The sequence below is a fragment of the Pseudarthrobacter sp. fls2-241-R2A-168 genome, assembly GCF_030209335.1.
Classification (GTDB): domain Bacteria; phylum Actinomycetota; class Actinomycetes; order Actinomycetales; family Micrococcaceae; genus Arthrobacter.
The window spans coordinates 60,584-84,970 of sequence record NZ_JARVSG010000004.1; the positions used below are offsets into that span (position 1 = coordinate 60,584).

Sequence of the window (24,387 nt, forward strand, 5' to 3'; positions counted from 1 at the left end):
TTTCCGTTATTCGTTACCGCACTAGCTGTGCCGGCTTGACCGCCTCCAGGAGCGCGGACGCGTAAGCGCGGTGACCTTCCTTGTTCGGGTGGAAGTTGTAATCTGCGGCGAAGTTATTTGGATCTAGTTGCAACCAGGGCTCCGCTGTGTTGACCGCATGGCCTGCAAACTCGCTAGTTACGTCGACGAACTTTATATCTGTCAGCGGCAAAGCATCGACTTTTCGAACAGCCTGTGCGATGGTTCCATTCACCGCCAAGGTGGCCTGGTTCATTGCCGCTTGATTTGCTGGTGGGATGGGCGCGAAAGGACTAGACGGGGCAAATAGCAGGGGGTACCCAAGCACCGCAATCCTCGCATTGGGTGCGATTACTTGGATGGTTCCATACGTTTGAATCAGGCTTGCCGTCAGGAACCCTAGCGCCTTGGGTGAAGTTGCGGCTGTCACGGCCGCGCTGCATGTGGCCTCGTCCGAGAAGGCGCACACCCCCAACACGCGCGCAAAACCAAGATCGTTAGCGCCCGCGGTCATCGAGACAAGCTCGGTTCTACGGGATAGGTCCCTCCGGGCGACCAAGGAGCGAATCTGCTCCTGCACAGTTGGCGTATAGATGACGGGGTCATACGTTGGGCTCAGCCTGGAGAGGACCGCGCCGTGACAGGCCCCGTTCGCTGCCAGTTTTATCCTGCCGCTGGCTCCCACAAGATCGACGTATCCGGGTTGGCTCTGCCAGCAATCAACATTTGGCGGGCGCAGGGGTTCGCCCGCGCCCGTTCCCGCCGTATACGAATCACCCAGCGCCACATAGTCCACCTGCTCTTGCGGCGCCGCGTCAGCGGGGACCGCTGTGAAGCCAAGTGCCATGACGAGGGTGGCGAGGAAAGCGGCGAAAGCCGAGTGCCGCCGTCGTACTGCTCTATTTTCCATGGTGTTCTCCTTTGGACGGCGGGAGGCGGGCAGATATGTGCCACCGTACGCCTGCCCGTGCCGCCCGTCACCGGCCACGAGTACCCATATTTGCCCAACACTCCCCGCAACGTGACGTGCACCCTACCTAACCCCTGTGATTAGCTGTCCGGATGAAGAGAGCGGACGGGTCCATGGGCTGGGATGGTGCTGTCAACGCGTGGCATGTCGCGGGCGGTGTGTACCGCATGGGGCGGCGCGAATGGCTGACTGCGGCGGGCTGGCGGCAGGCGTACGACGGCGGCATCCGCACCGTGATCGACCTCCGCAACGCTGCGGAGGCGCGGCGCCGCGAAACCGATCCCCCGGTGCCCGAGTCCGCCTGGTCCGGTATCACGGTGGTTTCGGCACCCACCGAAGAACCGGGCGATCCCCGCTTCACGCAACTCGCCGGCCCATACCTCAACGACCCCGCCTATTATGCGGACAACGCCCGGATCTTCCCCGAAAAGCTGGCGGGCGTCTTCAAGGCCCTCGCTGCTGCATCCTCCCGTGGCGACGTGGTGCTGCACTGCGCCGCCGGCCGAGACCGCAGCGGAATGGTGGCGGCCATGGTGCAGGATCTGGCGGGGGACTCCGACCAGGACATCGCCGAAGGCTACCGGCGGGCAGCCCGTGGCATCAATGAGCGCTATCGTACCCACGGACCGCCGCACGACCGCGAGCGCTACGTTGAGGAACACGAGCTGGTCCCCTTGCTGGAGAAGCGCGGCGACGCCGTTGTTGAGTTTGTGCGGGGCCTCGACACCCGCAACTTCCTGCTGCGCAACGGACTCAACTCCGCCGATCTTGACGCTGTTCTGTCCCTTTGCGGAGCGGCGGTGTCGCGGTGAACAGGTACCACCTGAACGTGAACAAACTGCGCCGTGCCCTCTCCCTAAGCGCGGTTACTGGCCTGCTCGCTGCCTCCGCCTGCGCGGCTGTTCCCGCATGGGCGGCGGGCGACGACTCGGCAAGTGGGGCCACCAGTCCTGCCGCAAGCTCCGCAGGAAGCCCCGCCACGGAGACCCCGGTGCCCGCCGCTTCCGGCGGCATTTCCGCAGCCGGTCTCGCGGATGCGGTCCAGCGTGACCTCGGCGCCACCCCGGAGCAGTTCGACGCGGCGGGGGAGCTGAGCGTCCGGGCAGAGGCAGCCGCCGTGAAGCTCCGCGCCGTCCCTGGCTACACGGGGATCCGGGTGAAAGACTCCAGGATCATCGTGACGGGCTTCGGAGCCGAACTGCAGGCAGCCGTACACGGGCTCATGGCCGCCGCTCCTGACCTTCCATTGGAACTGGAAGCGGCAGCTGCGCCTGAATCAGCAGCATCCGCATCCTTGGCGCTCGGGTCCGAACTTGCCGCCAGCACCGAGCAGCTTTTCCAGGCCTATGTGCGCGACGTCGGTATCACGGGCCTGCAGGCGGTAGCCAGCACTGGCTCCAAATTTGTCATCAGGACCGGGGGCGTGAACACGCCGGAATCGGCAGGCACCGCCACGCCGGCCGCTACGGCTTCCGTGGCGACGGAAACGGGCACCGGGAAGATCTCACCGTCGGAATTCGTGTCCAGGTACGCAAACGTGGAACTGGCGCCGGGAGCCCCTTTGAAGCCGGAAGCCGATGTGTTGGGTGGGGTGGGCTATGCAGCGGACAGCGGATGGATTTGTTCGACAGGTTTCTCCGCGTTCGCCCCGGCTGGCCTGCCTGCCGTCCTCACCGCTGGGCACTGTGGCGAGGACGGCGCGTCCAAAACCGCTGACTTGTTGTTGCAGGGGGCGCGGGCAGGGTTGCTGGGCAACTTTGAGTTCAGCCAATTCGGCGGACCGGGCAACACCCCCGTACTGCAGCCCAATAACGCCACAGACCCAGGGAACGTGGGAACGGACGTCTCGGTCATAGGTGCCCTACGCGCAGACCTGGACCCGCTGCCGGCTGTTACCACGTGGAACGACCGGACTGCCCCTGGGCCGGACGTCAAAATCATCGGCGCGGCTGCCCCAGTGATCGGCATGGACGTGTGCCGTTCCGGCTGGCGGACCGGATGGTCGTGCGGCACTATCAGCGAGGTTGGGATTTACCTCATTGAGGGGAACAACTATGCAGCCGACCAAAAGGATCTCAGGGCTATCAGGGGCTTCCTGTCCTTGGATGTGCAGTCGGCTGGCGGCGACTCGGGCGGCCCATGGATCAGCGGAAACTTCGCAGTGGGGATCCATTCCGCCGGGGAAAGCGGAGGCGCACAGAACTTTGCCCTGGCAGCCACACTGCAGGACGCCCTCGAGGTGCTGCCCGGGTACCAGCTGGAAGTCTTCCTGAACAAGCCTGTGCTGACCTCGCCCGCGCCTGGGGAAACCGTGCAGGCGGGGCAGGCAATTTCGGGACGGATTCCCGTGGAGCCGGCCTCTGCGGCGGGTACCGCTGTCCGCGTTACCCTGCCCGGCCACGACCCTTTCGACGTGCCGGTGGACAATGCCGGTAACTGGAGCTTCACCGTTCCATGGCCTGCTGGCTCGTTGACCTTCCAGGCTGAAACGATTAATGGCCACAGCCGTTCCGAGGCCGCATCGCTGACGGCAGAGGTTGCGCCGGCTCCCCTGGCCGCCCCCACCATCGCGGCTCCCGCCGGCCAGCCCCTGACGGAGTTAACCACGCTTTCCGGAACGGGCGCTCCGGGTACAACCGTCACCGTGTCAGGCGATGTGGCGGGTTCCGGAACAGTAGGCCTGGACGGGCACTGGACGGCCAGCGTGGCTGGCACGGCAGCTTTCGGCAGTGTAACGGCCAACGCCGTGCTGTCCTCGCCGGGAACGGCCGACAGCCCTGCTGCCACGGCAACAGTCCAGGTAACGCCCCCGCGTCCTGTCATCGCAAGCATCAATGACCGGCAGCATTTCCGCCAGGACAACCTGCCGCGAACCATTTCCGGCAGCGGTGCGGAGGGGGCAGAGGTGACGGTGTCGATCGATGGCAAGCCCCTTGGCAGCCCCACATCGGGCGGCCCGGCGGGGTCCCGGTCGCCGGCAACGGCCCTGGTTCCGCTGGAGCTGGTTGCGGGCGGAACCTGGCAAGTTCCCTTTCCTGACGGACTGGCCCCCGGAACCCACACGGTTTCCGTAACCCAGGCCCTCGATGGACTGTCCTCGGCACCGGCTACCGCATCCTTCGTCCTGGACCCGCCCCCGGCTGACCCGGCCCCGCCGGTACCGCTGGCTCCGGCGCAAGACCCGCCCGCCGTCGTCGTGCTCCCGCCTGTCAGTGACCCCGCGGGCTTAGCCAATACGTCCGGCGGAGTTGGAAACAACAGCGCTCTGGCCGTCACCGGAGCCAATGCGCTGGTCCCGGCCGCAGGGGCAGCAGCGGCGGCGATTGTGGTGGGGGGCGTGCTGATGGTGCTGGTCCGCCGCCGGAAGCAACGCACCCGCGGATGAGTCATCAGATATCGTCGCCAAAGCGGCCGAATGGCGACGATATCTGATAGGTCAATGGGTTTTGTGGCGCCTCATCAGCAGGTTCGTGATGCGCAGGGTACAGAGCCGCTGGCCGGCCTCGTTGGTGATGACCACCTCGTGCGTGGTCAGGGTGCCGCCCAGGTGAATGGGGGTGGCGGTGATGGTCACCTGCCCCTCGCGCGCGGAACGGTGGTGGGTGGCCGAGACGTCCACGCCCACCGCCGTCTTGCCCATGGTGCTCGCGTGGATCACCGCCGCCCAGGACCCCACGGCCTCACCCACGGCAAGGGACGCGCCTCCATGCAGCAGCCCGAAGGATTGCCTGTTTCCCTCCACAGGCATGGTGGCCACCACCCGCTCCACCGATTCCTCGAGGATCTTCACGCCCATCTTCTCGTCGAGTTCGCCGAGGGTAATCTTCCACAGCTCGTGCGCGTCCGGCTGGGTCTCTGCGGCATCCTTCGGTGATGGGGCGCTCATTCGTTCTCCTTTAGGGTGGCCATTTCAGTCCCGGCCTTCTAGTCTGCAGCACGGGACGTCATGTATGGTGAATATATTACCGAACGGACGGTCAGTAATCATTGCCCGCCGCAGTAAGCCCCCTTGTTGGAAGGACCCGTCAACGATGACCACCACCGCCACAGCTCCCCAGGCCACGGTCGACACCGTGGAGACAGTGCCCAGCTTCATCATGGACGGGTGGTGGACGCCCGACGACGCCTCCGCCGGTTCCGCTGTCCCCGTCCGGGACGCCAGCACCGGGGAAATCCTGGCGAAGGTGAGCACCGAAGGGCTGGACCTGGGTGCCGTGGTTGAGTACGGCCGCACCACCGGCCAGGCCGAACTGGGCAAGCTGACCTTCCACCAGCGGGCCCTCAAGCTCAAGGAGCTGGCGCAGTACCTGAACGCCCGGCGCGACCATTTCTATACCTTCTCGGCCCAGACCGGCGCCACCAAGGTCGACTCCATGATCGACATCGACGGCGGCATCGGCGTCCTCTTCACCTTCGGCTCCAAGGGTCGGCGTGAGCTGCCGAACTCGCAGGTGGTGGTGGACGGGCCCATGGAGGTGCTGTCCAAGGACGGATCCTTCGCCGGCGAACACATCTACACCCGCATCCCGGGCGTGGCCGTCCAGATCAACGCCTTCAACTTCCCCGTCTGGGGCATGCTGGAGAAGTTCGCGCCCGCCTTCATCGCCGGCGTCCCCACCATCGTCAAGCCCGCCACCCCCACAGGGTACGTGGCAGCAGCCGTAGTCAAGGCGATCGTTGAATCCAACATCCTGCCCAAGGGTTCGCTGCAGCTGATTTCCGGCTCCGTCCGGGGGTTGCTGGACGTCCTGGACTACCGCGACCTGGTCGCCTTCACCGGCTCCGCGTCCACCGCCCTGTCCTTGAAGTCCCACCCGAATGTGGTTCAGGGCGGCGTCCGCTTCACCTCCGAAACCGACTCGCTGAACGCCGCAATCCTCGGCCCCGATGCGGTGGAGGGCACTCCGGAATTCGACGCCTTCGTCAAGTCCGTGGTCATCGAAATGACGGCCAAAGCCGGGCAGAAGTGCACCGCCATCCGCCGCGCCATCGTGCCCCAGGAGCTGGTACCCGCTGTGTCAGCGGCGATCGGCAAGCGCATCACCGAAAGGGTTGTCCTCGGCGACCCCCGCGCTGACGGCGTCACCATGGGTGCGCTCGCCTCCGTGGAGCAGCTTAAGGACGTGCGTGCGGCCGTGCAGGCCATGCTCGACGCCGGTGGTGAGCTTGCGTACGGAACCCTCGATTCGCCGTCGGTCACCGCTGCCGACGGGTCCACCGGGGTAGGTGACGGCGGCGCGTTTATGGCGCCCGTCCTGCTGAACTGGAACAACCCCGAGGCGGAGGAAGTGCACTCGCTGGAGGCATTCGGCCCGGTTTCGTCGGTGATCGGCTACAAGGACATTCCCGACGCCGTCCGCCTCGCCGCCCGCGGCAGCGGCTCCCTGGTGGCCTCGGTCTGCACCAACGATCCTGCTGTGGCCCGCGAACTCGTTACCGGAATCGCCGCCCACCACGGCCGCGTCCTGATGCTCAACCGCGAGGACGCCCGTTCGTCAACTGGGCACGGCTCGCCTGTGCCGCACCTGGTCCACGGCGGCCCCGGCCGCGCCGGCGGCGGCGAGGAACTGGGCGGCATCCGCTCGGTGATGCACCACATGCAGCGCACCGCCATCCAGGGCTCACCCAACATGCTCACGGCCGTTACGGGCGTGTGGCACACAGGTGCGGACCGAAACTTCACAGTGGAAACCGAGGGGACGCACCCGTTCCGGAAGTCGCTGGAGACGCTGCGGATTGGCGACGCCGTCCGCTCCGACCTGCGCCAGGTCACCCTGGAGGACATCAGCGCCTTCGCCAACTCCACCGGCGATACGTTCTACGCCCACACCAACCATGAAGCCGCGGAAGCCAACCCGTTCTTCCCGGGCATTGTGGCCCACGGCTACCTCCTGCTCGCGTGGGGCGCCGGACTGTTCGTGGAGCCCGCGCCGGGCCCGGTCCTGGCCAACTATGGCCTGGAAAACCTGCGCTTCATCACGCCGGTGGCAGCGGGCGACTCCATCCGCGTGACCCTCACTGCCAAGAAGATCACCCCGCGCGAAACCGACGAATACGGCGAGGTGGCCTGGGATGCAGTCCTCACCAACCAGAACGACGAAATAGTAGCCACCTACGACGTCCTCACCCTGGTCGAAAAGTAGCCCACCCCCTGGGACGCTCTCTCACTTAACGCGCGCTTTTCCCTGACGCACTCTCACTCTCCTAAAGAAAGTGAGAGAGGGTTGGCGGTTGGGGCACGTTAAGTGAGAGAGCGTCCCAAGCAGGGGGAAGGGCCGGGCTTTTCGGGCGCCTCGGGCGTAAAATTCTCCCCGTAGGAGGTGGCTAGATGAGCCTTAGATTGAACACAGTCACAACCGTCCTGCCAGTCGATGATCCACAGCGCGCCCGCCGTTTTTACACGGAAAAACTCGGACTCCCGCACCGTGGCATGACAGACGACGGAAGCGAACTCCTCGGCACCAACGGCGGCCCGATGCTGCAGCTGATGCCCGTCTCGGATGGCAAACATTCCGATCACACTGCGCTGAGCTTTGAGGTCACGGACATCGAACGCACGGTCCGTGACATGGAAGCCAGGGGAGTGCAGTTCCAGGATTACGACCTGCCGGACCTTCGAACCGAGAATCACATCTGCACCACGAACTCGGAGAAGTGCGCCTGGTTTATGGACACCGAGCGCAACATCCTCTGTGTCCACGAGTCGCTCGGAGTACAGGCCGAATACGAACTTTAAAGACCCACTGAAAGCGGCAGGCGCGCCCCGTTAACCGGGACGCGCCTGCCGTCGTTATGCATGTGTCAGGATTCGGCGCCGCTGTGCAGGCCGTCGTCGCTGCTGTCGTCCGACGGCGCTGCCCCGGTCTGGTCCGACAGGTCCATGTTGCCGCGGGCCTCGTCCATGGTGGGGCCGCCGGAGGGAACGCTGTAGGTATCCGGGCGGATGCCGTTGGCCTGCTCCTCGATCAGCGCTTGCTCCTCACTGAATCGGATCGCGTTGGCCTCGTCCGCGGCGTCGCCGGGAACGTCCTCGCGGACCTTGGACGGGTCCGGGACGATGAATCCTGCATCCGGTTCTTCCTTGGGGTGGCTCATGCTTCTACCTTCCTCTCGGTTGTACTACTGGGTGGGCCGGTCAATCAGGTCTGCTTTGAGATCCAGGCTCTGGTCTCCACGCTTGACCTTGAAACTAACGGTGTCGCCGGGGTTGCGGTTGCGCAGTTCCGCCAGGAGCTTCTCCGGGGCATTCAGCTCCACTCCCTCCATGGACTCCAGGACGTCACCGGGGCGGATTCCTGCCCGCCCCGCCGGGCCGTCCTCGTCCACGGCCAGAACCACCACGCCGCCGCTCGCCTCGATGCCCAGCTGATCGGCGATCTGCGGCGTCAGTTCGCCCGGAGTCAGGCCGAGGTAGGCGTGTTCGGCTGTGCCGTCGGCCAGCAGTTCTTCCGCCACCTGCACGGCGGTGGCTGCCGGGATGGCGAAGCCCAGGGAGACGGCACCGGCCGATGGCGGGATATATGCCTCGCTGATGCCAATGATTTCGCCGCGCATGTTGATCACAGCACCGCCGGAGTTACCGGGGCTGATAGGGGCGTCTGTTTGGATCAGGTCCACCAGGGACAGGCTGTTGGAGGCCGAACCCGGAATGGACCTGTGCAGGCCGGAGATGATCCCTGCTGTGGCCGTGTTCTCGAAGCCTAGAGGGGAACCGAGTACCAGCGCGCCTTCGCCTACCTTGGGCAGCGTGCTCTGGTAGGTGGGCTTGGGCAAGCCCTTGCGGTCCGCCTGCACCAGCGCAAGGTCGGTGACGGCGTCGGTGGCCCTCACCGTGCCCTCTACCCGCTGGCCATCCGCGAACCCGACTTCCACCTTGGTGTTACCCCTGACCACGTGCTCATTGGTGAGGATGAGTCCGTCCTCCGAGTACACCACGCCGCTGCCAAGGCCGCCTTCGGTGAAGATGGTCACCACCGAGGGGGCCAGGTTCTCAACCAGTTCGGGGAGGCCGCCGGAAGCATCAGGCGCGGGCGCCGGGGCGCCGGGGGAGGCGCTGGCTGAACCGCCGGTACCAGGGGAGGTCCCGGCCGACGGCGACGTGCTGGCACCCGCCGTACTGGCACCGGACGTTTCGGTGGGCGCCGGGGGAGCCTGGGATGTGCAGCCGGTCAGGGTCAGGGAGGCTGCCAGCACCACGCCTCCGGCAACCGTGCCAAAGCGCGCGGAACGGCGTAATCCCTGGCTGGTGCTGATGCTCATGGACTGACCTCCTGCGGATGCTGGCTGTCCTACCACCGTAGCCGGGCAACAGCAGAAATACCAAGCACACTTAGTATCCGGAAGGACAGGGAGCCCGGGGGCGGATCAGCGGGGCGGTCGCCACGGGAGCAGCTAGCCCAACTGAGTAGCGCTAAGTGTCGTTATGAACCGTCAAAACGACACTTAGCGCTACTCAGTTGGGGAGGCTAGGGCTGGGAGTGGAGGCCGTCGAACGCCATGGTGATGACGTCGTCGGCCAGCCGTTTGGGGGAGAGGGAGCCGCCCGGTTTGTACCATTCGACGATCGAGTTGATCATGCCGAAGAGGAGCCGGGTGACAGTCCGGGGGTCGATGTCCTGGCGCAGCGAGCCTTCATCCCGTGCTGCGGAGATCAGTCCGGCCACCTTGTGGTCGAACGTACGGCGCCGTTCCAGGGCGTCGCGTTCAATCTCGGTGTTTCCACGCAGGCGCAGCAGCAGGGTGACGAACGGCAGCCGGTCCACCAGTACGGCCACGGTCTGCCTCAGCACAAACTCGAGCCGGGCATCTGCTGCGCCGGAGGTGGCCTGCGGCTCCTCCAGGATGGCCTCGAGCCCGCCCAGGGCATGGTCCAGGGCGAGCTTGAGCAGGTCGCCCTTGGACGGCACGTGGTGGTAGATCGCCGACTTCGAGATGCCCAGGTTGTCGGCCAGGATGCCCATGGACGTCGCGTCATATCCATGGCGGTTGAAGACATCCACGGCGATGCGCAGCACCGATTGCTGGTCGTATCCAGGGCGGCCGCGCTTGGTGCCGGCGGTGCTGGCTGTGTCAGTGGTGCTGGGCATAGTGGCTAGTTTCTCATGAACGGTCGGTCGGTCAGTGCAGGCGGGTAGAACGGGGCCTGACTATCCCTTCGGCCGCAGGTCGTAGATCCGGCGCAGCTTGCCGTTGGACCGCTCGAGCGAGCCCGGCTCCACAACATCCACCGTGCACGAAGAACCCACGTGGATCTTGATCTGCTCCTTCAAGGTGCGTGCCGCCGTCGTGCTCTGCTCGGCGGTGACGGCATCCCGCCGTTCGATCCGGACCGTCAGCTGGTCCATCCGCTGGCCCTCGGGGCGGGTGAGTTCGAGCTGGAAGTGCGGGCTGAGTTCGGGGATCCGGAGCGCGATTTCCTCGATCTGGGACGGGAAGAGGTTCACGCCGCGCAGGATGATCATGTCATCGCTGCGGCCGGTGATGCGGCCCATCCGCCGGTGAGCAGGGCGGGCGGTGCCGGGCAGGAGCCGGGTGAGGTCCTTGGTGCGGTAGCGGATGATCGGCAGGGCTTCCTTGGTGAGCGAGGTGAACACGAGTTCGCCGTGTTCGCCGTCGCGCAGGACATTTTCCTTGCCCACCACGGGGTTGAAGGCGTCGATGATTTCGGGGCGGAAGTGGTCCTCCCAGATGTGGCTGCCGTCCTGGGTTTCCACGGCTTCGCCGGCGACCCCGGGGCCCATCACCTCGGAAAGGCCGTAGATGTCGCAGGCCTTGATGTTCATGGTGACTTCAAGCTCGTGCCGCATCTCCTGGGTCCACGGCTCGGCGCCCAGGACCGCGAACTTCAGCGAGGTGGAGGTGGGGTCGATTCCCATGTGGGCCATGGCGTCTGCGATGGTCAGCAGGTAGGTGGGGGTGGCCAGGATGGCGTCCGGCTTGAAGTCCTGGATCAGCTGGATCTGGCGTTCGGTCTGGCCGCCGGACATCGGGATGACGGTGCAGCCCAGCGCTTCGGCGCCGGCGTGGGCGCCAAGGCCCCCGGTGAACAGGCCGTAGCCGTAGGCGTTGTGGACCTTCATGCCGGGGCGGATGCCGGAGGCGCGGAAGCTGCGCGCCACCAGTTTGGCCCAGTCCGCCAGGTCCTGCTTGGTGTAGCCGACGACGGTGGGCCGGCCGGTGGTGCCCGAGCTGGCGTGGATGCGGGCTACTTCGCTCTGTGGAACCGCGAACATGCCGAAGGGGTATTCGGCGCGGAGATCGTCCTTGGTGGTGAACGGAAAGTTGCCCAGGTCGCTGAGTTCGCGCAGGTCGCTGGGGTGGACGCCGGCGTCGTCGAACTTGCGCTTGTACAGGGGAACGCGGTCGTAGGCGTAGGCCACTGTGTGCTGCAGGCGGCTGAGCTGGAGGGCCTCAAGCTCGTCGCGGGACATGGTTTCCTCACGGTCCAGCGTGGCATCTGTTGCGGTGGCGGCCGGAGTTTCGGGGGCATGGAGGGTCATTGGTTTTCCTACTTCTTGGGGATGGTCCGGCTGCGGCCGCGGAACTCTGCGATGAGCTCGCCTGGCTTTTCGGGATCGGGTTCGGCGCCGGGGTCGGCAGCAAAGATCTGGATGTCGTACAGCCCGCTGCGGCCGGCGCTGGAGCGGCGGTCGGCGACGGCGGTGACCACCTGGCCGCGGTAGGCGGACTTGAGGAAGTTGATGTCCACGCCGGAGGCCACAGTGATGTTGTTCTCCTCCCCGGGCGCCGGGACGGCCGGGTTGCACGCGAGCGCAAACGCCGTATCCCCGAAGGCGAAGATCATTCCGCCGTGTGCCATGCCGAAGCCGTTGAGCATTTCCTGCCGGAGGGTCATCCGGATAGTGGCGTGGCCGTCGCTCAGCGAGAGGACCTCGATGCCCATCCACTCGGAGGCGTAATCGTTCTCCAGGATCTGGTGATGGGGCCCGGAAAGGGTTGTTTCAGCCATGCGTCATTGCCTCCAGCTTTATTTACCGAATGTTCATTAGGTAATCCCATGAGGGGGTCCGGTGTCAAGGGCAGGCGTGCGCTCCAGCCCGGTTACTCCCGCGTGAGCGGCCTTCCAGGCCGGGACACGCCGTCGTCTGCGGCGCGCCGGGGAAGCGCCCGAAAAGCAACCGGGCGGGAATGCACGACGGCGGCGGACTACGGTGCCCCATCACCACACCTCCCGGCGGGGCAAACGCTGCCGCGAGTCCCGGTGCAGATGCAAGGATGGAGTACCGGCAGCACCACACCAGCAAAGGGCAGACCATGGCCACAAGCATCTACGTCAGCGCAACCACCCCCGGATCAGGCAAGTCACTCGTGGCACTGGGCCTGGCGGACACCCTGCACCGCCACGCGGACAGGATCGGCTTCTTCAAACCGGTGGTCCACGGCCCTGATCCGGCGGACGATCCCATGGTGGCCCTGATGAAGTCGCGGTTCGAGCTGGAGGATGAGCGGTGCCGCGGCGGCCTCACGCACGAGGAGGTCCGGTCCCTGCTGGCCGAAGGAAAGCGCGAGGAGATCGACTCCCGATGCGTGGAAATCTTCGCCGAGATGTCCCGCCATTGCGACGTGGTGATCATTGAGGGGACCGACCTCACAGGCCAGGATGCCGCCGTCGAATTCGACCTGAATGCCCGCCTGGCCAACAACCTCGCCGCCCCCGTGGTAGCGGTGGTGGGCGCGAAGGGCCGCACCGTGGCGGAGGCCGCGGCCGCCGTCGAGGTTGCCCGCAAGGAGCTCGCCGCGGAGAAGTGCGCCCTGCTGGCCATCATGGTGAACCGCGCCGACCCGGACGACGTCGAGGCTATCGCCGCCGCCGTGAAACCTGGCGCTTCCAAGCGGCCCGTCTATGTCCTGCCCGAGCTGGAGGAGATCGCCCGGCCCACCACCGGCGAGGTTGCGGCCGCCCTGGGCGTGCGGCAGATCGCCGGCCGGCCAGACATGGAACGTGACGTCCGGGACATCAAGGTGGCCGCCATGAACGTGGGCAACTTCCTGAACGTCCTGGACGAAGGCGCCCTGGTGATCGTGCCGGGAGACCGGGCTGACGTGATGGTGGCGTGCCTTGCGTCGTCCTTCTCGCCGGAGTTCCCGGTGGCGTCGGCACTGATCCTCACCGGCGGCCTGGCACCGGACGCCAACATCTACCCGTTGCTGGCGCAGGCCCCGTTCCCGGTGTTCGCCGCCACCGATGACACGTACACCACCGCCCGCCGTGTATCGGAGGTCCGGAGCGAGATCTGGTCCGGGCACCGCCGCAAAGTGGCCTCGGCCCTCGGGCTCTGGTCCCGCATTGTGGATGAGGCGGAGCTGGTGGAACGGCTGCACCTGCCGCGGGCCGAACGCATGACCCCGCTGCGCTTCCTGCACGACCTCATCGAGCGGGCCCGGGCCCAGCGCCGCCATGTGGTCCTGCCCGAGGGGACGGATGTGCGGATCCTGCGCGCAGCCGAAATCCTGCACCGGCGCGACGTCTGCGACCTCACAGTGCTCGGCCCGGAATCGGACGTCCGGGAGCTCGCGGCTGCGCGCGGCATCGACCTGTCCGGGATCAACATCGTGGACCCCGCCACCTCGGACCTCCGGCAGAAGTTCGCCGAAAAGTACTCCGAGCTGCGGGCACACAAGGGCGTGGACCTGCCCAAAGCCCTGGAAATCATGCAGGACGTCAGCTACTTCGGCACCATGATGGTCCAGCTCGGCGTGGTGGACGGCATGGTGTCCGGGGCAGCCCACACCACCGCGCACACCATCCGGCCGGCGCTGGAGTTCGTAAAGACCCGGGAGGGCGTGAAGATCGTGTCCTCGGTGTTCCTGATGCTGATGCCGGACCGCGTGCTGGTATACGGCGACTGCGCGGTGAACCCGGACCCCAACGTGGAGCAGTTGGCGGACATCGCGCTCGCCTCCGCCGAGACCGCCGCCCAGTTCGGGGTGGAGCCGCGGGTGGCCATGTTGTCCTACTCGACGGGCGGTTCGGGTGCCGGCGAGGCCGTGGACGAGGTGCGGCAGGCCACCGAACTGGTGCGAATGCGCCGCCCGGACCTCGCCGTCGAAGGCCCCATCCAGTACGACGCCGCCGTGGACGCCTCCATCGCCGAGTCCAAAATGCCTGGCTCCACAGTTGCCGGGCAGGCCAGCGTGTTCATCTTCCCGGACCTGAACACCGGCAACAACACGTACAAGGCGGTGCAGCAGAGCTCGGGGGCGGTGGCCGTCGGGCCGGTCCTGCAGGGGCTGCGGAAGCCGGTCAACGACCTCTCGCGCGGCTGCACAGTGGAGGACATCGTCAACACGGTGGCCATCACGGCCATCCAGGCGCAGGCGCCCGCTTCCTAGCAACGTGGGCCCACGCCCGCGGGGTTCCCGGGCCGGGCTTGCGAGGTCAAGGTGCGTGTGGGGAGGTTCCCTGGACTGCCCCCAATTTCCGCACGCACGGGCCAATTCCTGGCAGGCAGGCGCACAATAAGAGGACGGCAGGGGGCTCCCTGCGGTGGTTTCCGGCAGCGAGGACGGTGCGGGATGAAAAGGCTTGGACGCAGGGCCGCGGTACTACTGATGGCCGCGCTGCTGGTGGGCGGCTGCGCCCCAAGCGGCGGAAGCGGAAACAGCACTGCGCCGCCGGGAGGAACCAGCACCGCTGCCGCCTCGGCAGCGGCCACGATCACCATCAAGGACTTCAACTTTGGCGGGCCGATTACGGTGGCGCCGGGCGCGGTCGTCGCGGTCATCAACATGGATTCCGCCCCGCATACCGTCACCGCTGAAAAGGACAAGGCCTTCGACGTCGACGTCCGCGGAAGCGGTGCGACAGGCACCTTCACGGCCCCCTCGACGCCCGGAACTTATTCATACTTCTGCGTCTACCACCCCAACATGAAAGGAACGCTGACGGTCAAATGAACATGGCCATGAGGGTGCTGACAGCCTTGGCGCTGTTCGTCGACGCCGGGGTGCATATCCTGCTGGCCCCCGGCTATCAGGCTGCCAACCCCGGCGGCATCGGGCAGGGCAACCTGTTCCTGCTTGAATCAGCCGCGGCGGTGCTGGTGGCTGTCTACGTCCTGATCCGGGGCAGCAAGGTTGCCTACGCCATGGCGCTGGCTGTTTTGCTGAGCGCCTTCGCGGCCGTGATGCTTTACCGGTACTTCGACATCCCGGCCTTTGGTCCGTTCCCTGCCATGTACGAACCCGTGTGGTTCTTCGAAAAGACGCTCAGCGCCGTAGCCGAAGGACTGGGAGCCGTGCTGGCCGCCAACGGCCTTGTCCGCGCTCCCTCCAGGCGGCGGGTGCATGGAGCGCCGGGGCCTGCGCGCGGACGTCCCGCCTGAGGTCCGGGAAGCACCTGAGGTCCGCTTAGGGCAAGCAACGGGCGACGCCGGCACCCGGGCGGGCGCCGGCGTCGCCCTTTGCTTGCCTAGCTGTTGTCCGGCTTGGCCAGGCTCTCGCTGTCCTCTTCCTTCGCGGGTTCATCGGAGAGCCCCTGTGGCGTGAGGTCGAGGCCCTCGGTGTTCTCCGGCGCTTCCGGAGCATCGCCCGTCTCAGCTGCTTTGAGGCCGCCGGTATCGTCCAGGGCCGGGTTGGCGCCCTCCACGCCGGTGGGATCCTTGGTTCCGGAGCCCCCTTGTGCGTTCAGCGGCGCGGTGCTGCTGGATCCCGTGTTGGTGGGGTCGTTCCCGTCGATCTGGGTGGGCTCGTTCGTCATAGAAATGTCCTCTCGCCGTGGTCCAGCCTGTCCGCCGACTCTAGGCACAGGCCGCGCCCATCCGCAAGGAAACCGCGCGGTCAGGGGCCCCGCATATAGTGGGGTTGAACTGCAGAAGCCAGGCTCAGGAGGCCCCGCATGCTCGTGCTCGTCATCAACTCCGGCTCGTCCTCCCTCAAGTACCAGGTGCGTGACGTCGCCGCCGGGAGCGTCCTCACCGAGGGGCTGATCGAAAAGATCGGCATGGGCAACGGCGGCGACGGTGACGGCGAAATCGAGGGCCCGCGGGATCACGCCGAGGCGCTGGAACAGGTGGACGCAGCCATCCACCAGGAGCTGGGCGACCTGGAACTGGCCGCCGTCGGGCACCGGGTGGTGCACGGCGGTGAGCGGTTCGCCGAGCCGGTCCTGATCGACAACGAGATCACCCGCGCCATCGAGCGGCTCAACCCGCTGGCGCCGCTGCACAACCCTGCCAACGTGCTGGGCATCCGTGCCATCAGCAAGAAGTGGCCCAAGATGCCGCAGGTGGCCGTGTTTGATACCGCCTTCCACCGCACCCTCCCGGAACATGCGTGGCGCTATGCGGTCCCGGACGAGCTGTACACCAACCACGGCATCCGCCGCTACGGCTTCCACGGGACATCCCATGAGTACGTCACCCGCCGCGCCGCTGCGCTGCTGGACCTCCCGGTCAACGAGTTCGACGGCGTCATCGCCCACCTTGGCAACGGCGCCTCCGTCACCGCCATCCGGGGCGGCCGCTCCGTGGACACCTCCATGGGCTTCACCCCGCTGGAGGGCCTGGTCATGGGAACCCGCTCGGGCGATCTGGACCCGTCCATCCTGGTGTTCCTCAGCCGGGCAGGCTGGAGCCCCGAGGACATCGACACCATGCTCAACCGGGAATCGGGGCTGAAGGGCCTGGCCGGCAACAACGACATGCGCTCGGTGGTGGAGGCGGCCGAGGCCGGCGACGGGAAGGCGGCCACCGCGCTCGCCGTCACGTCCTACCGGCTCGCCAAGTACATCGGCGGCTACCACGTGGCTGTCGGCGGGGCCAAGGCCCTGGTGTTCACCGCGGGAATCGGCGAGAACTCGCACCAGTTCCGGGCGCTCGTGGCGGAGAAGCTGGTGGCCCTGGGTGTGGAGCTCGACGCCGGCCTGAACGCCGAGCGGTCCAAGGAACCACGCGTGATTTCCACGCCGCAGTCCGGCCTCCCCGTCCTGGTGGTGCCCACTGACGAGGAACGGGCCATCGCGGAGGCGACGGCCGCCGTCGTCAGCAGCGGTCAGTAAGTGTAGTAGTCGCAGGGCTCGACGGCGGGGTCGGGCGGAGTCCTCGCGACGAGTTCGCGCAGCTTAGCGATCAGGTTCCGGGTGCCGGCATCCTGCTCGAGGGTGTTGTACAGCGGGGCTGCGGCGTCGTGGAAGGCGGCCAGTTGCTCTTCGGTTGCCAGCACCACCTTGCCGCCGTCCTGGCAATACCGCCGCGCTTCCATCGAGAGCGGTGAGGCCAGCGAGGAAGCCCATTCCCGGGTGTCGTCTGCCGCGTCCTGGAGAATCTGCTGTTCCTCGGCGCTGAGCGCAGCCCGGGCTTGGTTATTGATCACCATCGTGTTGATCTTCGAATGGACCACCAGGTTTCCGGTGGCGATGGCGTGGCCGGTCTTGTTCAATGCAATAGGCAGATTGGAGGCATAAGCCAAAGAGGACTCGGCGCCGGCCACGGTTCCGGCGTCTACACCTCCACCGAATTCCTGCTCGGCCAGGTCCTCGGGTACTGCTCCCAAGGCCGCCAAGACAGCGAAATTGGTATCGGACAGTGGTGCCCTGATCACTTTCCCCTTGATGTCTTCCGGCGTGAGGATGGGCGTGGTGAAGGAGAACAGCACCCGCGGGCCGTCCGGGAACATCGCCAGGCCGGTGAGGCCCACGTCCTTCAGGCCGGCCAGCATGCCCTGCGCGAACTCGGGTTTGACCACTTCCTTGATAACGGCGCTGGAGGTCACCAGGAAGGGCGCTGAGAGTGCCCGGAAGGACAGCACTCCCTCGGTGTCCCAGGTGCGGGCCGGGATGACAGCCATTTCCAGGTCTCCGCTCATTACCCTGTGTGCCACCAGTTGGTCCCAGGCCCTCACCTCACCGCCGCCTGCCCTAAAGACCGGCTCAATCAAGAGGCTCCCGCCGGAACGTTCCCTGACCTGCCGGGCAAACTCCTCGATCTGGCCGCGGGTTGGGACATTTCCGTCATCCTGCGTGCCGATGCGCAGGACCTTGACATCGGCGGGAGCTGTTGTCGCCGGTTGGGTCGGGCCCTCCGAGTTGTCCTCGTAGGTGCACGCCGCCAGGGGCAGCACCATGGCGAACGCGAGGAAGGCTGCCCGGGGAATCGCTGGCTTCAACATGGCACAACCTTCGGAGAGAAGGGACAGCGGAAAACGCCGAAAAGCGCAGGCGCCAGCAGCCCGTACGCGAACCATACGCCGGGAAGGTGACTGGAGCAACGGCAAGCGAACCGCCAGGAGCCGACGGCCGCCGTCGGCTCCTCCTTGCTCCCCGCCGGCACCCTCGCCTCGCTAGCTCGGCCAGGGAACCCGCCCGGCGTGGGCCTGGCCTTTCAGACCTCCACAACGACGTTTTTGGAGCAATCGCCGGGCCATGGGTTAGCCTCGGTCCATGCAGCAGATCACCCTGCCGATCCGTACGGAGCGGCTCATCCTGCGCCGCTTTGAGGGCCGGGACCTGGACGACTTCCACGCCTACCATTCGCTGCCGGAAACCGCCCGGTTCCTGCCCGGCCGGGCCAAGACGTACACCGAGTCCATGGAGCGGGTGGGCCGGTACGCCAACTTCGTCTTCGAGAAGGAGGGGGACTGGGTGGCCCTGGCCATCGAGGCCTGCGGTGAGCCCGGGCTTCAGGGCGAGGTGGTGCTCAAGTGGCTGCCCGGGAATGGCCAGGGTGAAGTGGGCTGGAGCCTCGCACCGGGCGCCAGGGGCAAGGGCTACGCCACGGAAGCTGCGGAGGCGGTGCTTCGGCTGGGTTTCGAGGAGCTGGGCATGCACCGGATCGAGGCGCGGCTGGACGAACTCAACACGGCATCCGCAGAGCTCTGCCGGCGGTTAGGCATGCGGCAGGAGGCGCGGCACGTGGACAAGTGGCACTACAAAGGCGGGTGGGCCACCGAGCTGGTCTACGCGGTCCTGGCGGACGAGTGGCGCGTGGCCCGGGCGCTCCCCAACCGCGCCCTGAAAGCGCCTACGCCCGCCCCTTGAGGATCATATTCCAGTACACCTGCGGGAAAATGTCCCGGTCCACCACCCAGGACAGCCTGCTCTCGTTCCAGGTGGGCACCCGGGGTACGGTGGGCATGGGCCGGTAGCGGTCGTCGAACTCGGCGAACACCACGGTATTCCGGGAGACCGTGAAGGGGCACACCGAGTAGCCGTTGTATTTGGCCGGCAGCGGTTTGCCATTCCGGGCGGCCACCAGGTTCTTGGCCAGCACCTTGGTTTGTTTGCGCAGGGCGCCGCCGGACTTGGAGTTGGTGGTCCCGGCAGCGTCGCCCAGGGACCAGACGTTCGGAAACCGGATGTGCCGCAGGGTTTGCCGGTCCACCTCCACAAAACCGCCGGCGTCTCCGGCAGCGGGCAGGTCCGTTGCCTTGAGCCAGTCCGGCGCTGACTGCGGCGGGACACCGTTGAGGACGTCGTAGTGCAGGTTCTCCTCCGCGCCGGACCCGGTGTTGCGGATGGTGGCCACCTGGCCCGCCGCGTCCACGGACACCAGTTCGCTGTTGGTCCACAGCTCGATGCCGTATTCGGCGATCTTGCGGTCCAGCTCCCGGTCCACCTCCGGCACTCCGAACACTGTGGGATAGGGCTGGACCATCACCACCCGGATCCGGTCCAGCACGCCCCGCGCCTTCCAGTAGTCGCAGGCCAGGTACATGGGCTTCTGCGCCGCGCCGCCGCACTTGATGGGGCCGGCGGGCATGGTGAAAAGGGCGGTGCCGGATTCCAGCCCGCTCAGCAGGGTCCACGCCTTGGGCGCCAGCTCGAACTCGTAGTGCGAGGCGCCGTGTGGTGAATGCACGGCTTCGGCGAGGCCGGGCACTGCTTCCCAGTCATACTGCAGGCCCGGGCACACCACCAGCTGCCCGTACGCCACGGTGGCACCGGACTGAAGGGTCACGGTGTTCGAGTCCGTGTCCACCCCGGCAGCGGCGTCCCGGATCCAGGTGACGCCCTCCGGAATCAGCTGTTCCTGGGGCCGGACGGCTTCCTTGGCCGAGGCCCTGCCCCCGGCGATGTGCGAGAACAGTGGTTGGTACAGATGGTGGTCCCGGGGTTCGACGACGGCCACGTCCTTGACGCCGTACCGCTCCAGCCGGGCGGCGAGCGAGATCCCTGCGTTGCCGCCGCCGATGATGACCACTTCGTGCTGCGCGGCCATCAGCTACTTCTTTTCCGTCAGCGCCGAGGCTTTGTGGGCCGCGTCTGCTCCGGTTTTCGCGGACTCGACGACGTACTGGGGCTCGTCCTCGCTGGCACGGTGGGTATGGCCGTCCAGCTCGAAGTCGTTGGTCTTCTTCTCGACGATCCTGCCGTGCGTTTTGCCCTGCGGCGTATTCCATTCCACGGAGGTTCCCTTGCTCAAAGACATCTGCTCTCCTAGCTGGGGTTTGGGGTCGGCTGCGGTTCCACGGCGGGGGCCGTGCCCCCAGTATCCGCCGTTGGGACCGGCGTCTCAACGGGAATGTACGACGGGGGTGCGCCACCAGGGGCGGGCTCCGTCACCGGTGCGGCGGGAGCGGCCGTCCCTGCCGGCGCGGGTGCCTGGGTCCCCGTGCCTGAGCCGGGAGTCGACTGCCCCGGAGCGGACTGCCCGGGTGCCGGTTGGCCGGGTTCTGCGGATGTTGTGGGGGTGGCTGTTCCACCCGGCGTCGGGTTCTTCGTGGCGCTGGGGTCGGCCTTGATGATGGCGGTGAGCTGCTCCTTGTAGGCCGCGAGCCGGCCCTGGATCTCCGAGAGCGGCACATTCTGGATGTTCCGGCCGTACTCCGCGATCTCCGCCCACAGCGCCTGCAGCGATGCCATGCCTTCATTCGTCAGCGGGCCGTCCAGGGTGAGGACCAATTGGCTGGCCAGGGCGTAGGTGAGGCAGTCCAGGCAGTTGTAATTGGCCGCGGCCGACAGGTTCTCCGGGACAATGACGTCCGTCTGGCCCACGATGAGCACTACCTGAAACCCCACGGCTACGGCCGCGCAGCTGCTGCAGCTGGCAAAGGCATAAGCCTCGTTCCGGGTTTCAACGGGTTCCCCGTCCTCGGCCCACACCAGCGCGAAGGCCACGCTGTACGTCACCGAACCATCGGCGGTGTTCACGGCCAGCGCCTGGTTGCCGTCCTCCTCGGGCGCAGCTGGCCGGTCGAACGGGAACACCCACGACGGAGCGGTTGCACCACCGGATCCAGCCGGAGCAACAGCGGACGAGCCGGCGGCTGCACCCTCCACAGGTACCAGCACCATGGCCAGTTGCGGGTTCTCGCGGGTGGGCGTCGCGGCTCCTTCCGGCCAGAGCGCAACGGTCCTGCCGCTGCCGCCCTCTCGCAGGGCCGTGCCCGCGGACGGCAGGATGGAGGTGGTTGCATCAGCCAGCGTGCCGCGTTCGTAGGGCTGGACCGGACGGTACGTCCCGCCGTCGGGCCACCATGCCCACGCCAGCCCGGCCAGCAGTGCCGCCACAGCACACATCGCAGCGGTGCGCTGCACAAACTTGCCGCGCGTCTTCTGCCAGAGCCCGGTGACCAGCTGCCGCAGGAGCCGGAACAGGATGTAGAGCATGCCTACCGTGGGCAGGGCAACGGCGGCGATCGCCAGGGTGCGCACGGCAGCGCCGGCAAGGTCGCCGTCGGAAAGGCTCTGGCTGAGCATTGCCTGCTGTTTGGCGGCGCTGGCCCAGGCGGTGGCGAGCAGCCGCGGGAGCGAGACCACCATCATGGCCAGGCTGAAGATCAGCAGTGGCACGGTAACCAGGACCCACAGCGTCACCACGGCACGCGCCCAGGGCTTGAGGACCTTGTTTTCCGGGCGGCCCCACCGCCAGGGGAGCAGGCCGAGCAGGACCGGCTTGATGCGCTGGAAGAGGTCCGGGACCCCGGTGGCGTCCGCCAGGATGTGGTAGCCGTCAAACCGGACCAGCGGCAGCAGCTGCCGGACCATCTGCAGGATCTGCGTGACCACCACCAGCAGCAGCGCGTCGAAACCTGTGGCCCACCACAGCGCCATGATGGCCACCGCAACGATGGCATTGAAATACAGCCCGCCCAAGTCTGTGCGGAGCCTGCCGCCGCGGCCCAGCCGGTATGAATCGGTGACGTCCGTGAAGAACGCCGGCCAGATGAGGTAAAGACCCATCCCCATGGCACCGGGCGTGGCGCCGCCCTTGCGCGCGGCGGCTGCGTGGCCGAACTCGTGGAAGCCGGCGGACAAGATGGTGACGGCAAGGATCAGCAGGAGCAGGACAGGGTTGTCGAACGCCTCATGGGTCGCCGATCCCAGCCCCTTCACCATCAGCACCCACCAGCACGAGGCCAGGAATGCCGCCGTCACCGCCACCACGATCAGCGGGTGGAAGAGGACGGCGAAGGGTGCGGTGATCCTGCGGGTGCGTTCCGGGTCCGTCACTGTGTAGCGGAAGCGCATGCCGAGCAGGGGGTCTGCCTTGCGCACCTCGGGTTGTGACCCGTCTGCCAGCCGGAGCAGGCCCAGCGGCAGCAGCTGGGAGTCCATCAACGTGCGCACGTTATCGGCGCTGATGAGCCTGCCCGATGCCGCACTGGCGTGCTCCGCGATGTCCTCCACGGTCCGGATGCCGTCCACTGCCTCCAGCACCGCGAACAGCAGCGGCGTCAGCTGGAGGGTCTGGCCATCCCCGCGGCGGACCAGCGAAGGGGGTTGCCGGTAGCCGGATCCCTGGGACTGTCCGATCAGCTGGACGCCATCGGCCCGGGCAGGGACCGGCAGCTGGTGCCCGGCCAGGGGCGCAGCAGACGACGGCGGGCCGGCCTGGGGGCGCGGCCCACCGCTGGTGTGGGTCATCTGTGGTTACTGTTCGAGGTTGGACTGCTGGTCAGCAGAGGCGTTCGCTGCGCCCTCGATGTGCTGGGTGATCAGTGCGTCCTGGTCCGCCACGGCGTAGGCCTGGCTGCCGATCGATCCAATGTTGGCAGCGACGGCTGCGTCGATCGGTGCGGCCACGTTGGCGTTGGCTGCCACGGCTCCATTGATGGGCGCGGCGATGTCCGCGTCGGCCGCAAGGTCCACGTTGACGTTGAGCAGGTCCCCGTCGAGCGCCGCCGCGGGATCCACCGGCACAGCGCCAACATCGGGCAGGGCGTCGCCCACGCCGCCGGGGACGAGTCCGTCCGTACCCGTTCCACCGGGGAGGAGGCTCCCACCGTCGGCCGCTGTACCGGTGCCATCCGTGCCGGTGGCATCCGTGCCGGTGGCCGTGCCCGCGGTACCTGTGGTGCCGTCGTCGATAGTGTCGTTGCCCTGGTCGATGACGCTGTCCTGTGTGGACTCGGCGTTGGCGTCGGCCACGATGCCCTGATCGATCATGACGCCCTGGTCGGCCAGCGCCTGCGCCTCCGAGCCGAAGGAGAGGATGTTGGCCGAGGCGGCCGCGTCGATGGGGGCCGCCACGTTGGCGTTGGCCGCGACGGCAAGGTCGATGGGCGCTGCCGCGTCGATACCCAGATCCAGGTCCGCGTTCAGGTCAAGGACAGAGGCAACTTCCTTGTCCGGCAAAGCCGTGGCCTGCTCTGCGATCAGTTCGTCGTCGGTCAAGGGACGCATTTCCTGTTCCATGCTCACTCAAAACCTCCACATCGGCGCCGGTTAACCTGCCCCCAGCGGGCAGCCGGCGCCAGACAATAGTAAGCATGATTACCTTCTTTTGGTACCGGGCAGCGGGCGGCCAGGGTTATGTTGCTGCTGGTCACAGGGGTTTACAGGCGCCGGCAGGCCTCCGGGCTGGTGACGGCCGGCCCATGCGGAAGGCATTGACAGGGCCAGGCGGCGGGTCCAATCTGGCGCTGTGCCTGCCATTGTGCCGGCAGAGCCGTGCCGGCATCAGGTGCCTTTCAAAGGAGACTGCAGTGCCTGTTGTAGAAGAAAGTGTTGTCATCGCCCGCCCGCCGCAGGAGGTTTTTGACTTCCTGTCCAGGTTCGAAAACATCGCCGTCTATGATTCCTCGGTCACCTCGTCCGGGCAGGTGGGGGAGGGCCCTGTTGGGCTCGGTTCCCGCGGACGCGGAACCAGCAAAGTGATGGGGCAGCAGTTCGACTGGGTTGTGGAGGTCATCGAGTTCGATCCGCCCCGGCGCATGGTGTCCCGTTCGGTCGAGGGCAAGCTGGACTTCACCGTGACGTTCGAACTCGAACCGGCCGACGGCGGTACGCGCGTCACCCAGAGGATCGACGCCGCATCCGGCCTGGGCGGGGTCTTTGGCAAACTGGCCGACGCGCTCGTGGCCCGGGCGCAGGGGAGAACGGTCCGGGCCAACCTCGAAACCTTGGCGGAGTGGCTGGCGGAGCACCCGCAGGGCTAAGGCCACTGCGGTGCGTGGGGCAAAAGGCGGGCGTACGGCGGCGGGACGCGCCCGCCGTCGTA

The 24,387-nt window shown here is 66.8% G+C and carries 23 protein-coding genes; 10 read left to right on the forward strand and 13 right to left on the reverse strand.

Annotated elements, in window-relative coordinates; all coding sequences use genetic code 11:
- Positions 1 to 13: 13 nt before the first annotated feature.
- On the reverse strand, positions 14 to 928 hold the full coding sequence (locus QRN11_RS02240) for an SGNH/GDSL hydrolase family protein (protein WP_285249698.1): 915 nt from the start codon (positions 926 to 928) through the stop codon (positions 14 to 16).
- Positions 929 to 1,080: 152 nt separating this feature from the next.
- Here QRN11_RS02240 and QRN11_RS02245 point away from each other — a divergent pair, with 152 nt between their 5' ends.
- Positions 1,081 to 1,800, forward strand: coding sequence for a tyrosine-protein phosphatase (locus QRN11_RS02245; RefSeq protein WP_285249699.1), 720 nt, complete (start codon positions 1,081 to 1,083; stop codon positions 1,798 to 1,800).
- A gap of 17 nt (positions 1,801 to 1,817) precedes the next feature.
- Positions 1,818 to 4,373 (forward strand): trypsin-like serine protease, encoded by a 2,556-nt coding sequence (locus QRN11_RS02250; RefSeq protein WP_285249700.1) that lies wholly within the window; start codon positions 1,818 to 1,820, stop codon positions 4,371 to 4,373.
- Positions 4,374 to 4,424: 51 nt separating this feature from the next.
- Here the strand turns inward: QRN11_RS02250 and QRN11_RS02255 are convergent, their stop codons facing one another.
- Positions 4,425 to 4,874 carry a PaaI family thioesterase gene (locus QRN11_RS02255; protein ID WP_285249701.1) on the reverse strand — a complete coding sequence of 150 codons (450 nt, stop codon included), beginning with the start codon at positions 4,872 to 4,874 and terminating at the stop codon, positions 4,425 to 4,427.
- Positions 4,875 to 5,019: 145 nt separating this feature from the next.
- On the opposite strand from QRN11_RS02255, the gene paaZ reads away from it, so the two are divergent.
- Positions 5,020 to 7,131 (forward strand): phenylacetic acid degradation bifunctional protein PaaZ, encoded by a 2,112-nt coding sequence (paaZ, locus tag QRN11_RS02260; protein WP_285249702.1) that lies wholly within the window; start codon positions 5,020 to 5,022, stop codon positions 7,129 to 7,131.
- A 185-nt stretch (positions 7,132 to 7,316) separates the two neighbouring features.
- On the forward strand, positions 7,317 to 7,724 hold the full coding sequence (locus tag QRN11_RS02265; protein WP_091416870.1) for a VOC family protein: 408 nt from the start codon (positions 7,317 to 7,319) through the stop codon (positions 7,722 to 7,724).
- A 65-nt stretch (positions 7,725 to 7,789) separates the two neighbouring features.
- Here QRN11_RS02265 and QRN11_RS02270 read toward each other — a convergent pair whose 3' ends face one another.
- From QRN11_RS02270 to QRN11_RS02290, 5 genes are all read right to left on the reverse strand, one after another.
- The gene (locus tag QRN11_RS02270) at positions 7,790 to 8,083 is read right to left on the reverse strand and encodes a hypothetical protein (protein WP_142059672.1); all 294 of its coding nucleotides are present in this window, start codon (positions 8,081 to 8,083) and stop codon (positions 7,790 to 7,792) included.
- Positions 8,084 to 8,107: 24 nt separating this feature from the next.
- Positions 8,108 to 9,247 (reverse strand): S1C family serine protease, encoded by a 1,140-nt coding sequence (locus tag QRN11_RS02275; RefSeq protein WP_285249703.1) that lies wholly within the window; start codon positions 9,245 to 9,247, stop codon positions 8,108 to 8,110.
- A gap of 206 nt (positions 9,248 to 9,453) precedes the next feature.
- Complete coding sequence (locus QRN11_RS02280) at positions 9,454 to 10,074, reverse strand: TetR/AcrR family transcriptional regulator (protein WP_142059676.1); 621 nt, start codon at positions 10,072 to 10,074, stop codon at positions 9,454 to 9,456.
- 60 nt (positions 10,075 to 10,134) lie between these two features.
- Positions 10,135 to 11,487, reverse strand: a complete 1,353-nt coding sequence (gene paaK, locus QRN11_RS02285) for a phenylacetate--CoA ligase PaaK (RefSeq protein WP_091416858.1) — start codon at positions 11,485 to 11,487, stop codon at positions 10,135 to 10,137.
- Positions 11,488 to 11,495: 8 nt separating this feature from the next.
- Positions 11,496 to 11,957 carry a hotdog fold thioesterase gene (locus tag QRN11_RS02290; protein WP_091416855.1) on the reverse strand — a complete coding sequence of 154 codons (462 nt, stop codon included), beginning with the start codon at positions 11,955 to 11,957 and terminating at the stop codon, positions 11,496 to 11,498.
- 305 nt (positions 11,958 to 12,262) lie between these two features.
- On the opposite strand from QRN11_RS02290, the gene pta reads away from it, so the two are divergent.
- The 3 genes from pta to QRN11_RS02305 all read left to right on the forward strand — a co-directional run bounded on the left by pta (position 12,263) and on the right by QRN11_RS02305 (position 15,333).
- On the forward strand, positions 12,263 to 14,341 hold the full coding sequence (pta, locus tag QRN11_RS02295) for a phosphate acetyltransferase (RefSeq protein ID WP_285249704.1): 2,079 nt from the start codon (positions 12,263 to 12,265) through the stop codon (positions 14,339 to 14,341).
- A 183-nt stretch (positions 14,342 to 14,524) separates the two neighbouring features.
- The gene (locus QRN11_RS02300) at positions 14,525 to 14,905 is read left to right on the forward strand and encodes a cupredoxin domain-containing protein (protein WP_142059682.1); all 381 of its coding nucleotides are present in this window, start codon (positions 14,525 to 14,527) and stop codon (positions 14,903 to 14,905) included.
- Positions 14,902 to 15,333, forward strand: a complete 432-nt coding sequence (locus tag QRN11_RS02305) for a hypothetical protein (RefSeq protein WP_285249705.1) — start codon at positions 14,902 to 14,904, stop codon at positions 15,331 to 15,333. Before QRN11_RS02300 ends, QRN11_RS02305 begins: the two co-directional genes overlap by 4 nt.
- Positions 15,334 to 15,419: 86 nt before the next feature.
- Here the strand turns inward: QRN11_RS02305 and QRN11_RS02310 are convergent, their stop codons facing one another.
- Positions 15,420 to 15,707 (reverse strand): hypothetical protein, encoded by a 288-nt coding sequence (locus QRN11_RS02310; protein ID WP_091416851.1) that lies wholly within the window; start codon positions 15,705 to 15,707, stop codon positions 15,420 to 15,422.
- Positions 15,708 to 15,845: 138 nt separating this feature from the next.
- On the opposite strand from QRN11_RS02310, the gene QRN11_RS02315 reads away from it, so the two are divergent.
- On the forward strand, positions 15,846 to 17,006 hold the full coding sequence (locus tag QRN11_RS02315) for an acetate kinase (protein ID WP_285249706.1): 1,161 nt from the start codon (positions 15,846 to 15,848) through the stop codon (positions 17,004 to 17,006).
- On the opposite strand, the gene QRN11_RS02320 is transcribed toward QRN11_RS02315, so the two are convergent.
- The gene (locus QRN11_RS02320) at positions 17,000 to 18,115 is read right to left on the reverse strand and encodes a TRAP transporter substrate-binding protein (RefSeq protein ID WP_285249707.1); all 1,116 of its coding nucleotides are present in this window, start codon (positions 18,113 to 18,115) and stop codon (positions 17,000 to 17,002) included. The genes QRN11_RS02315 and QRN11_RS02320 overlap by 7 nt on opposite strands.
- 271 nt (positions 18,116 to 18,386) lie before the next feature.
- Between QRN11_RS02320 and QRN11_RS02325 the strand changes: the two genes are divergently transcribed.
- A complete protein-coding gene (locus QRN11_RS02325; RefSeq protein WP_285249708.1) occupies positions 18,387 to 18,983 on the forward strand; it encodes a GNAT family N-acetyltransferase in 597 nt (198 codons plus the stop codon).
- Here QRN11_RS02325 and QRN11_RS02330 read toward each other — a convergent pair.
- From QRN11_RS02330 to QRN11_RS02345, 4 genes are read right to left on the reverse strand one after another with little or no spacing between them, the layout of a single operon-like run.
- Positions 18,967 to 20,163 carry an NAD(P)/FAD-dependent oxidoreductase gene (locus QRN11_RS02330; protein ID WP_285249709.1) on the reverse strand — a complete coding sequence of 399 codons (1,197 nt, stop codon included), beginning with the start codon at positions 20,161 to 20,163 and terminating at the stop codon, positions 18,967 to 18,969. The genes QRN11_RS02325 and QRN11_RS02330 overlap by 17 nt on opposite strands.
- A gap of 3 nt (positions 20,164 to 20,166) precedes the next feature.
- Positions 20,167 to 20,373, reverse strand: a complete 207-nt coding sequence (locus QRN11_RS02335; RefSeq protein WP_285249710.1) for a hypervirulence associated TUDOR domain-containing protein — start codon at positions 20,371 to 20,373, stop codon at positions 20,167 to 20,169.
- A gap of 8 nt (positions 20,374 to 20,381) precedes the next feature.
- On the reverse strand, positions 20,382 to 22,811 hold the full coding sequence (locus QRN11_RS02340) for a M50 family metallopeptidase (RefSeq protein ID WP_285249711.1): 2,430 nt from the start codon (positions 22,809 to 22,811) through the stop codon (positions 20,382 to 20,384).
- A gap of 6 nt (positions 22,812 to 22,817) precedes the next feature.
- On the reverse strand, positions 22,818 to 23,582 hold the full coding sequence (locus QRN11_RS02345) for a peptidoglycan-binding protein (RefSeq protein WP_181762595.1): 765 nt from the start codon (positions 23,580 to 23,582) through the stop codon (positions 22,818 to 22,820).
- 290 nt (positions 23,583 to 23,872) lie between these two features.
- Here QRN11_RS02345 and QRN11_RS02350 point away from each other — a divergent pair, with 290 nt between their 5' ends.
- On the forward strand, positions 23,873 to 24,325 hold the full coding sequence (locus QRN11_RS02350) for an SRPBCC family protein (protein ID WP_181762593.1): 453 nt from the start codon (positions 23,873 to 23,875) through the stop codon (positions 24,323 to 24,325).
- The last annotated feature ends 62 nt before the right edge of the window (positions 24,326 to 24,387 follow it).

Excerpts from the sequence above, each read along its gene's own strand:
- QRN11_RS02255 (WP_285249701.1), bottom strand. The coding sequence starts at position 4,874 with ATGAGCGCCCCATCACCGAAGGATGCCGCAGAGACCCAGCCGGACGCG.
- paaZ (WP_285249702.1), top strand. The coding sequence starts at position 5,020 with ATGACCACCACCGCCACAGCTCCCCAGGCCACGGTCGACACCGTGGAG.
- QRN11_RS02340 (WP_285249711.1), bottom strand. The coding sequence starts at position 22,811 with ATGACCCACACCAGCGGTGGGCCGCGCCCCCAGGCCGGCCCGCCGTCG.
- QRN11_RS02310 (WP_091416851.1), bottom strand. The coding sequence starts at position 15,707 with ATGACGAACGAGCCCACCCAGATCGACGGGAACGACCCCACCAACACG.
- QRN11_RS02330 (WP_285249709.1), bottom strand. The coding sequence starts at position 20,163 with ATGGCCGCGCAGCACGAAGTGGTCATCATCGGCGGCGGCAACGCAGGG.
- QRN11_RS02265 (WP_091416870.1), top strand. The coding sequence starts at position 7,317 with ATGAGCCTTAGATTGAACACAGTCACAACCGTCCTGCCAGTCGATGAT.
- QRN11_RS02240 (WP_285249698.1), bottom strand. The coding sequence starts at position 928 with ATGGAAAATAGAGCAGTACGACGGCGGCACTCGGCTTTCGCCGCTTTC.
- QRN11_RS02320 (WP_285249707.1), bottom strand. The coding sequence starts at position 18,115 with ATGTTGAAGCCAGCGATTCCCCGGGCAGCCTTCCTCGCGTTCGCCATG.
- QRN11_RS02345 (WP_181762595.1), bottom strand. The coding sequence starts at position 23,582 with ATGGAACAGGAAATGCGTCCCTTGACCGACGACGAACTGATCGCAGAG.
- QRN11_RS02290 (WP_091416855.1), bottom strand. The coding sequence starts at position 11,957 with ATGGCTGAAACAACCCTTTCCGGGCCCCATCACCAGATCCTGGAGAAC.
- QRN11_RS02245 (WP_285249699.1), top strand. The coding sequence starts at position 1,081 with ATGAAGAGAGCGGACGGGTCCATGGGCTGGGATGGTGCTGTCAACGCG.
- QRN11_RS02335 (WP_285249710.1), bottom strand. The coding sequence starts at position 20,373 with ATGTCTTTGAGCAAGGGAACCTCCGTGGAATGGAATACGCCGCAGGGC.
- paaK (WP_091416858.1), bottom strand. The coding sequence starts at position 11,487 with ATGACCCTCCATGCCCCCGAAACTCCGGCCGCCACCGCAACAGATGCC.
- QRN11_RS02300 (WP_142059682.1), top strand. The coding sequence starts at position 14,525 with ATGAAAAGGCTTGGACGCAGGGCCGCGGTACTACTGATGGCCGCGCTG.
- QRN11_RS02315 (WP_285249706.1), top strand. The coding sequence starts at position 15,846 with ATGCTCGTGCTCGTCATCAACTCCGGCTCGTCCTCCCTCAAGTACCAG.
- QRN11_RS02275 (WP_285249703.1), bottom strand. The coding sequence starts at position 9,247 with ATGAGCATCAGCACCAGCCAGGGATTACGCCGTTCCGCGCGCTTTGGC.
- QRN11_RS02280 (WP_142059676.1), bottom strand. The coding sequence starts at position 10,074 with ATGCCCAGCACCACTGACACAGCCAGCACCGCCGGCACCAAGCGCGGC.
- QRN11_RS02325 (WP_285249708.1), top strand. The coding sequence starts at position 18,387 with ATGCAGCAGATCACCCTGCCGATCCGTACGGAGCGGCTCATCCTGCGC.
- pta (WP_285249704.1), top strand. The coding sequence starts at position 12,263 with ATGGCCACAAGCATCTACGTCAGCGCAACCACCCCCGGATCAGGCAAG.
- QRN11_RS02305 (WP_285249705.1), top strand. The coding sequence starts at position 14,902 with ATGAACATGGCCATGAGGGTGCTGACAGCCTTGGCGCTGTTCGTCGAC.
- QRN11_RS02270 (WP_142059672.1), bottom strand. The coding sequence starts at position 8,083 with ATGAGCCACCCCAAGGAAGAACCGGATGCAGGATTCATCGTCCCGGAC.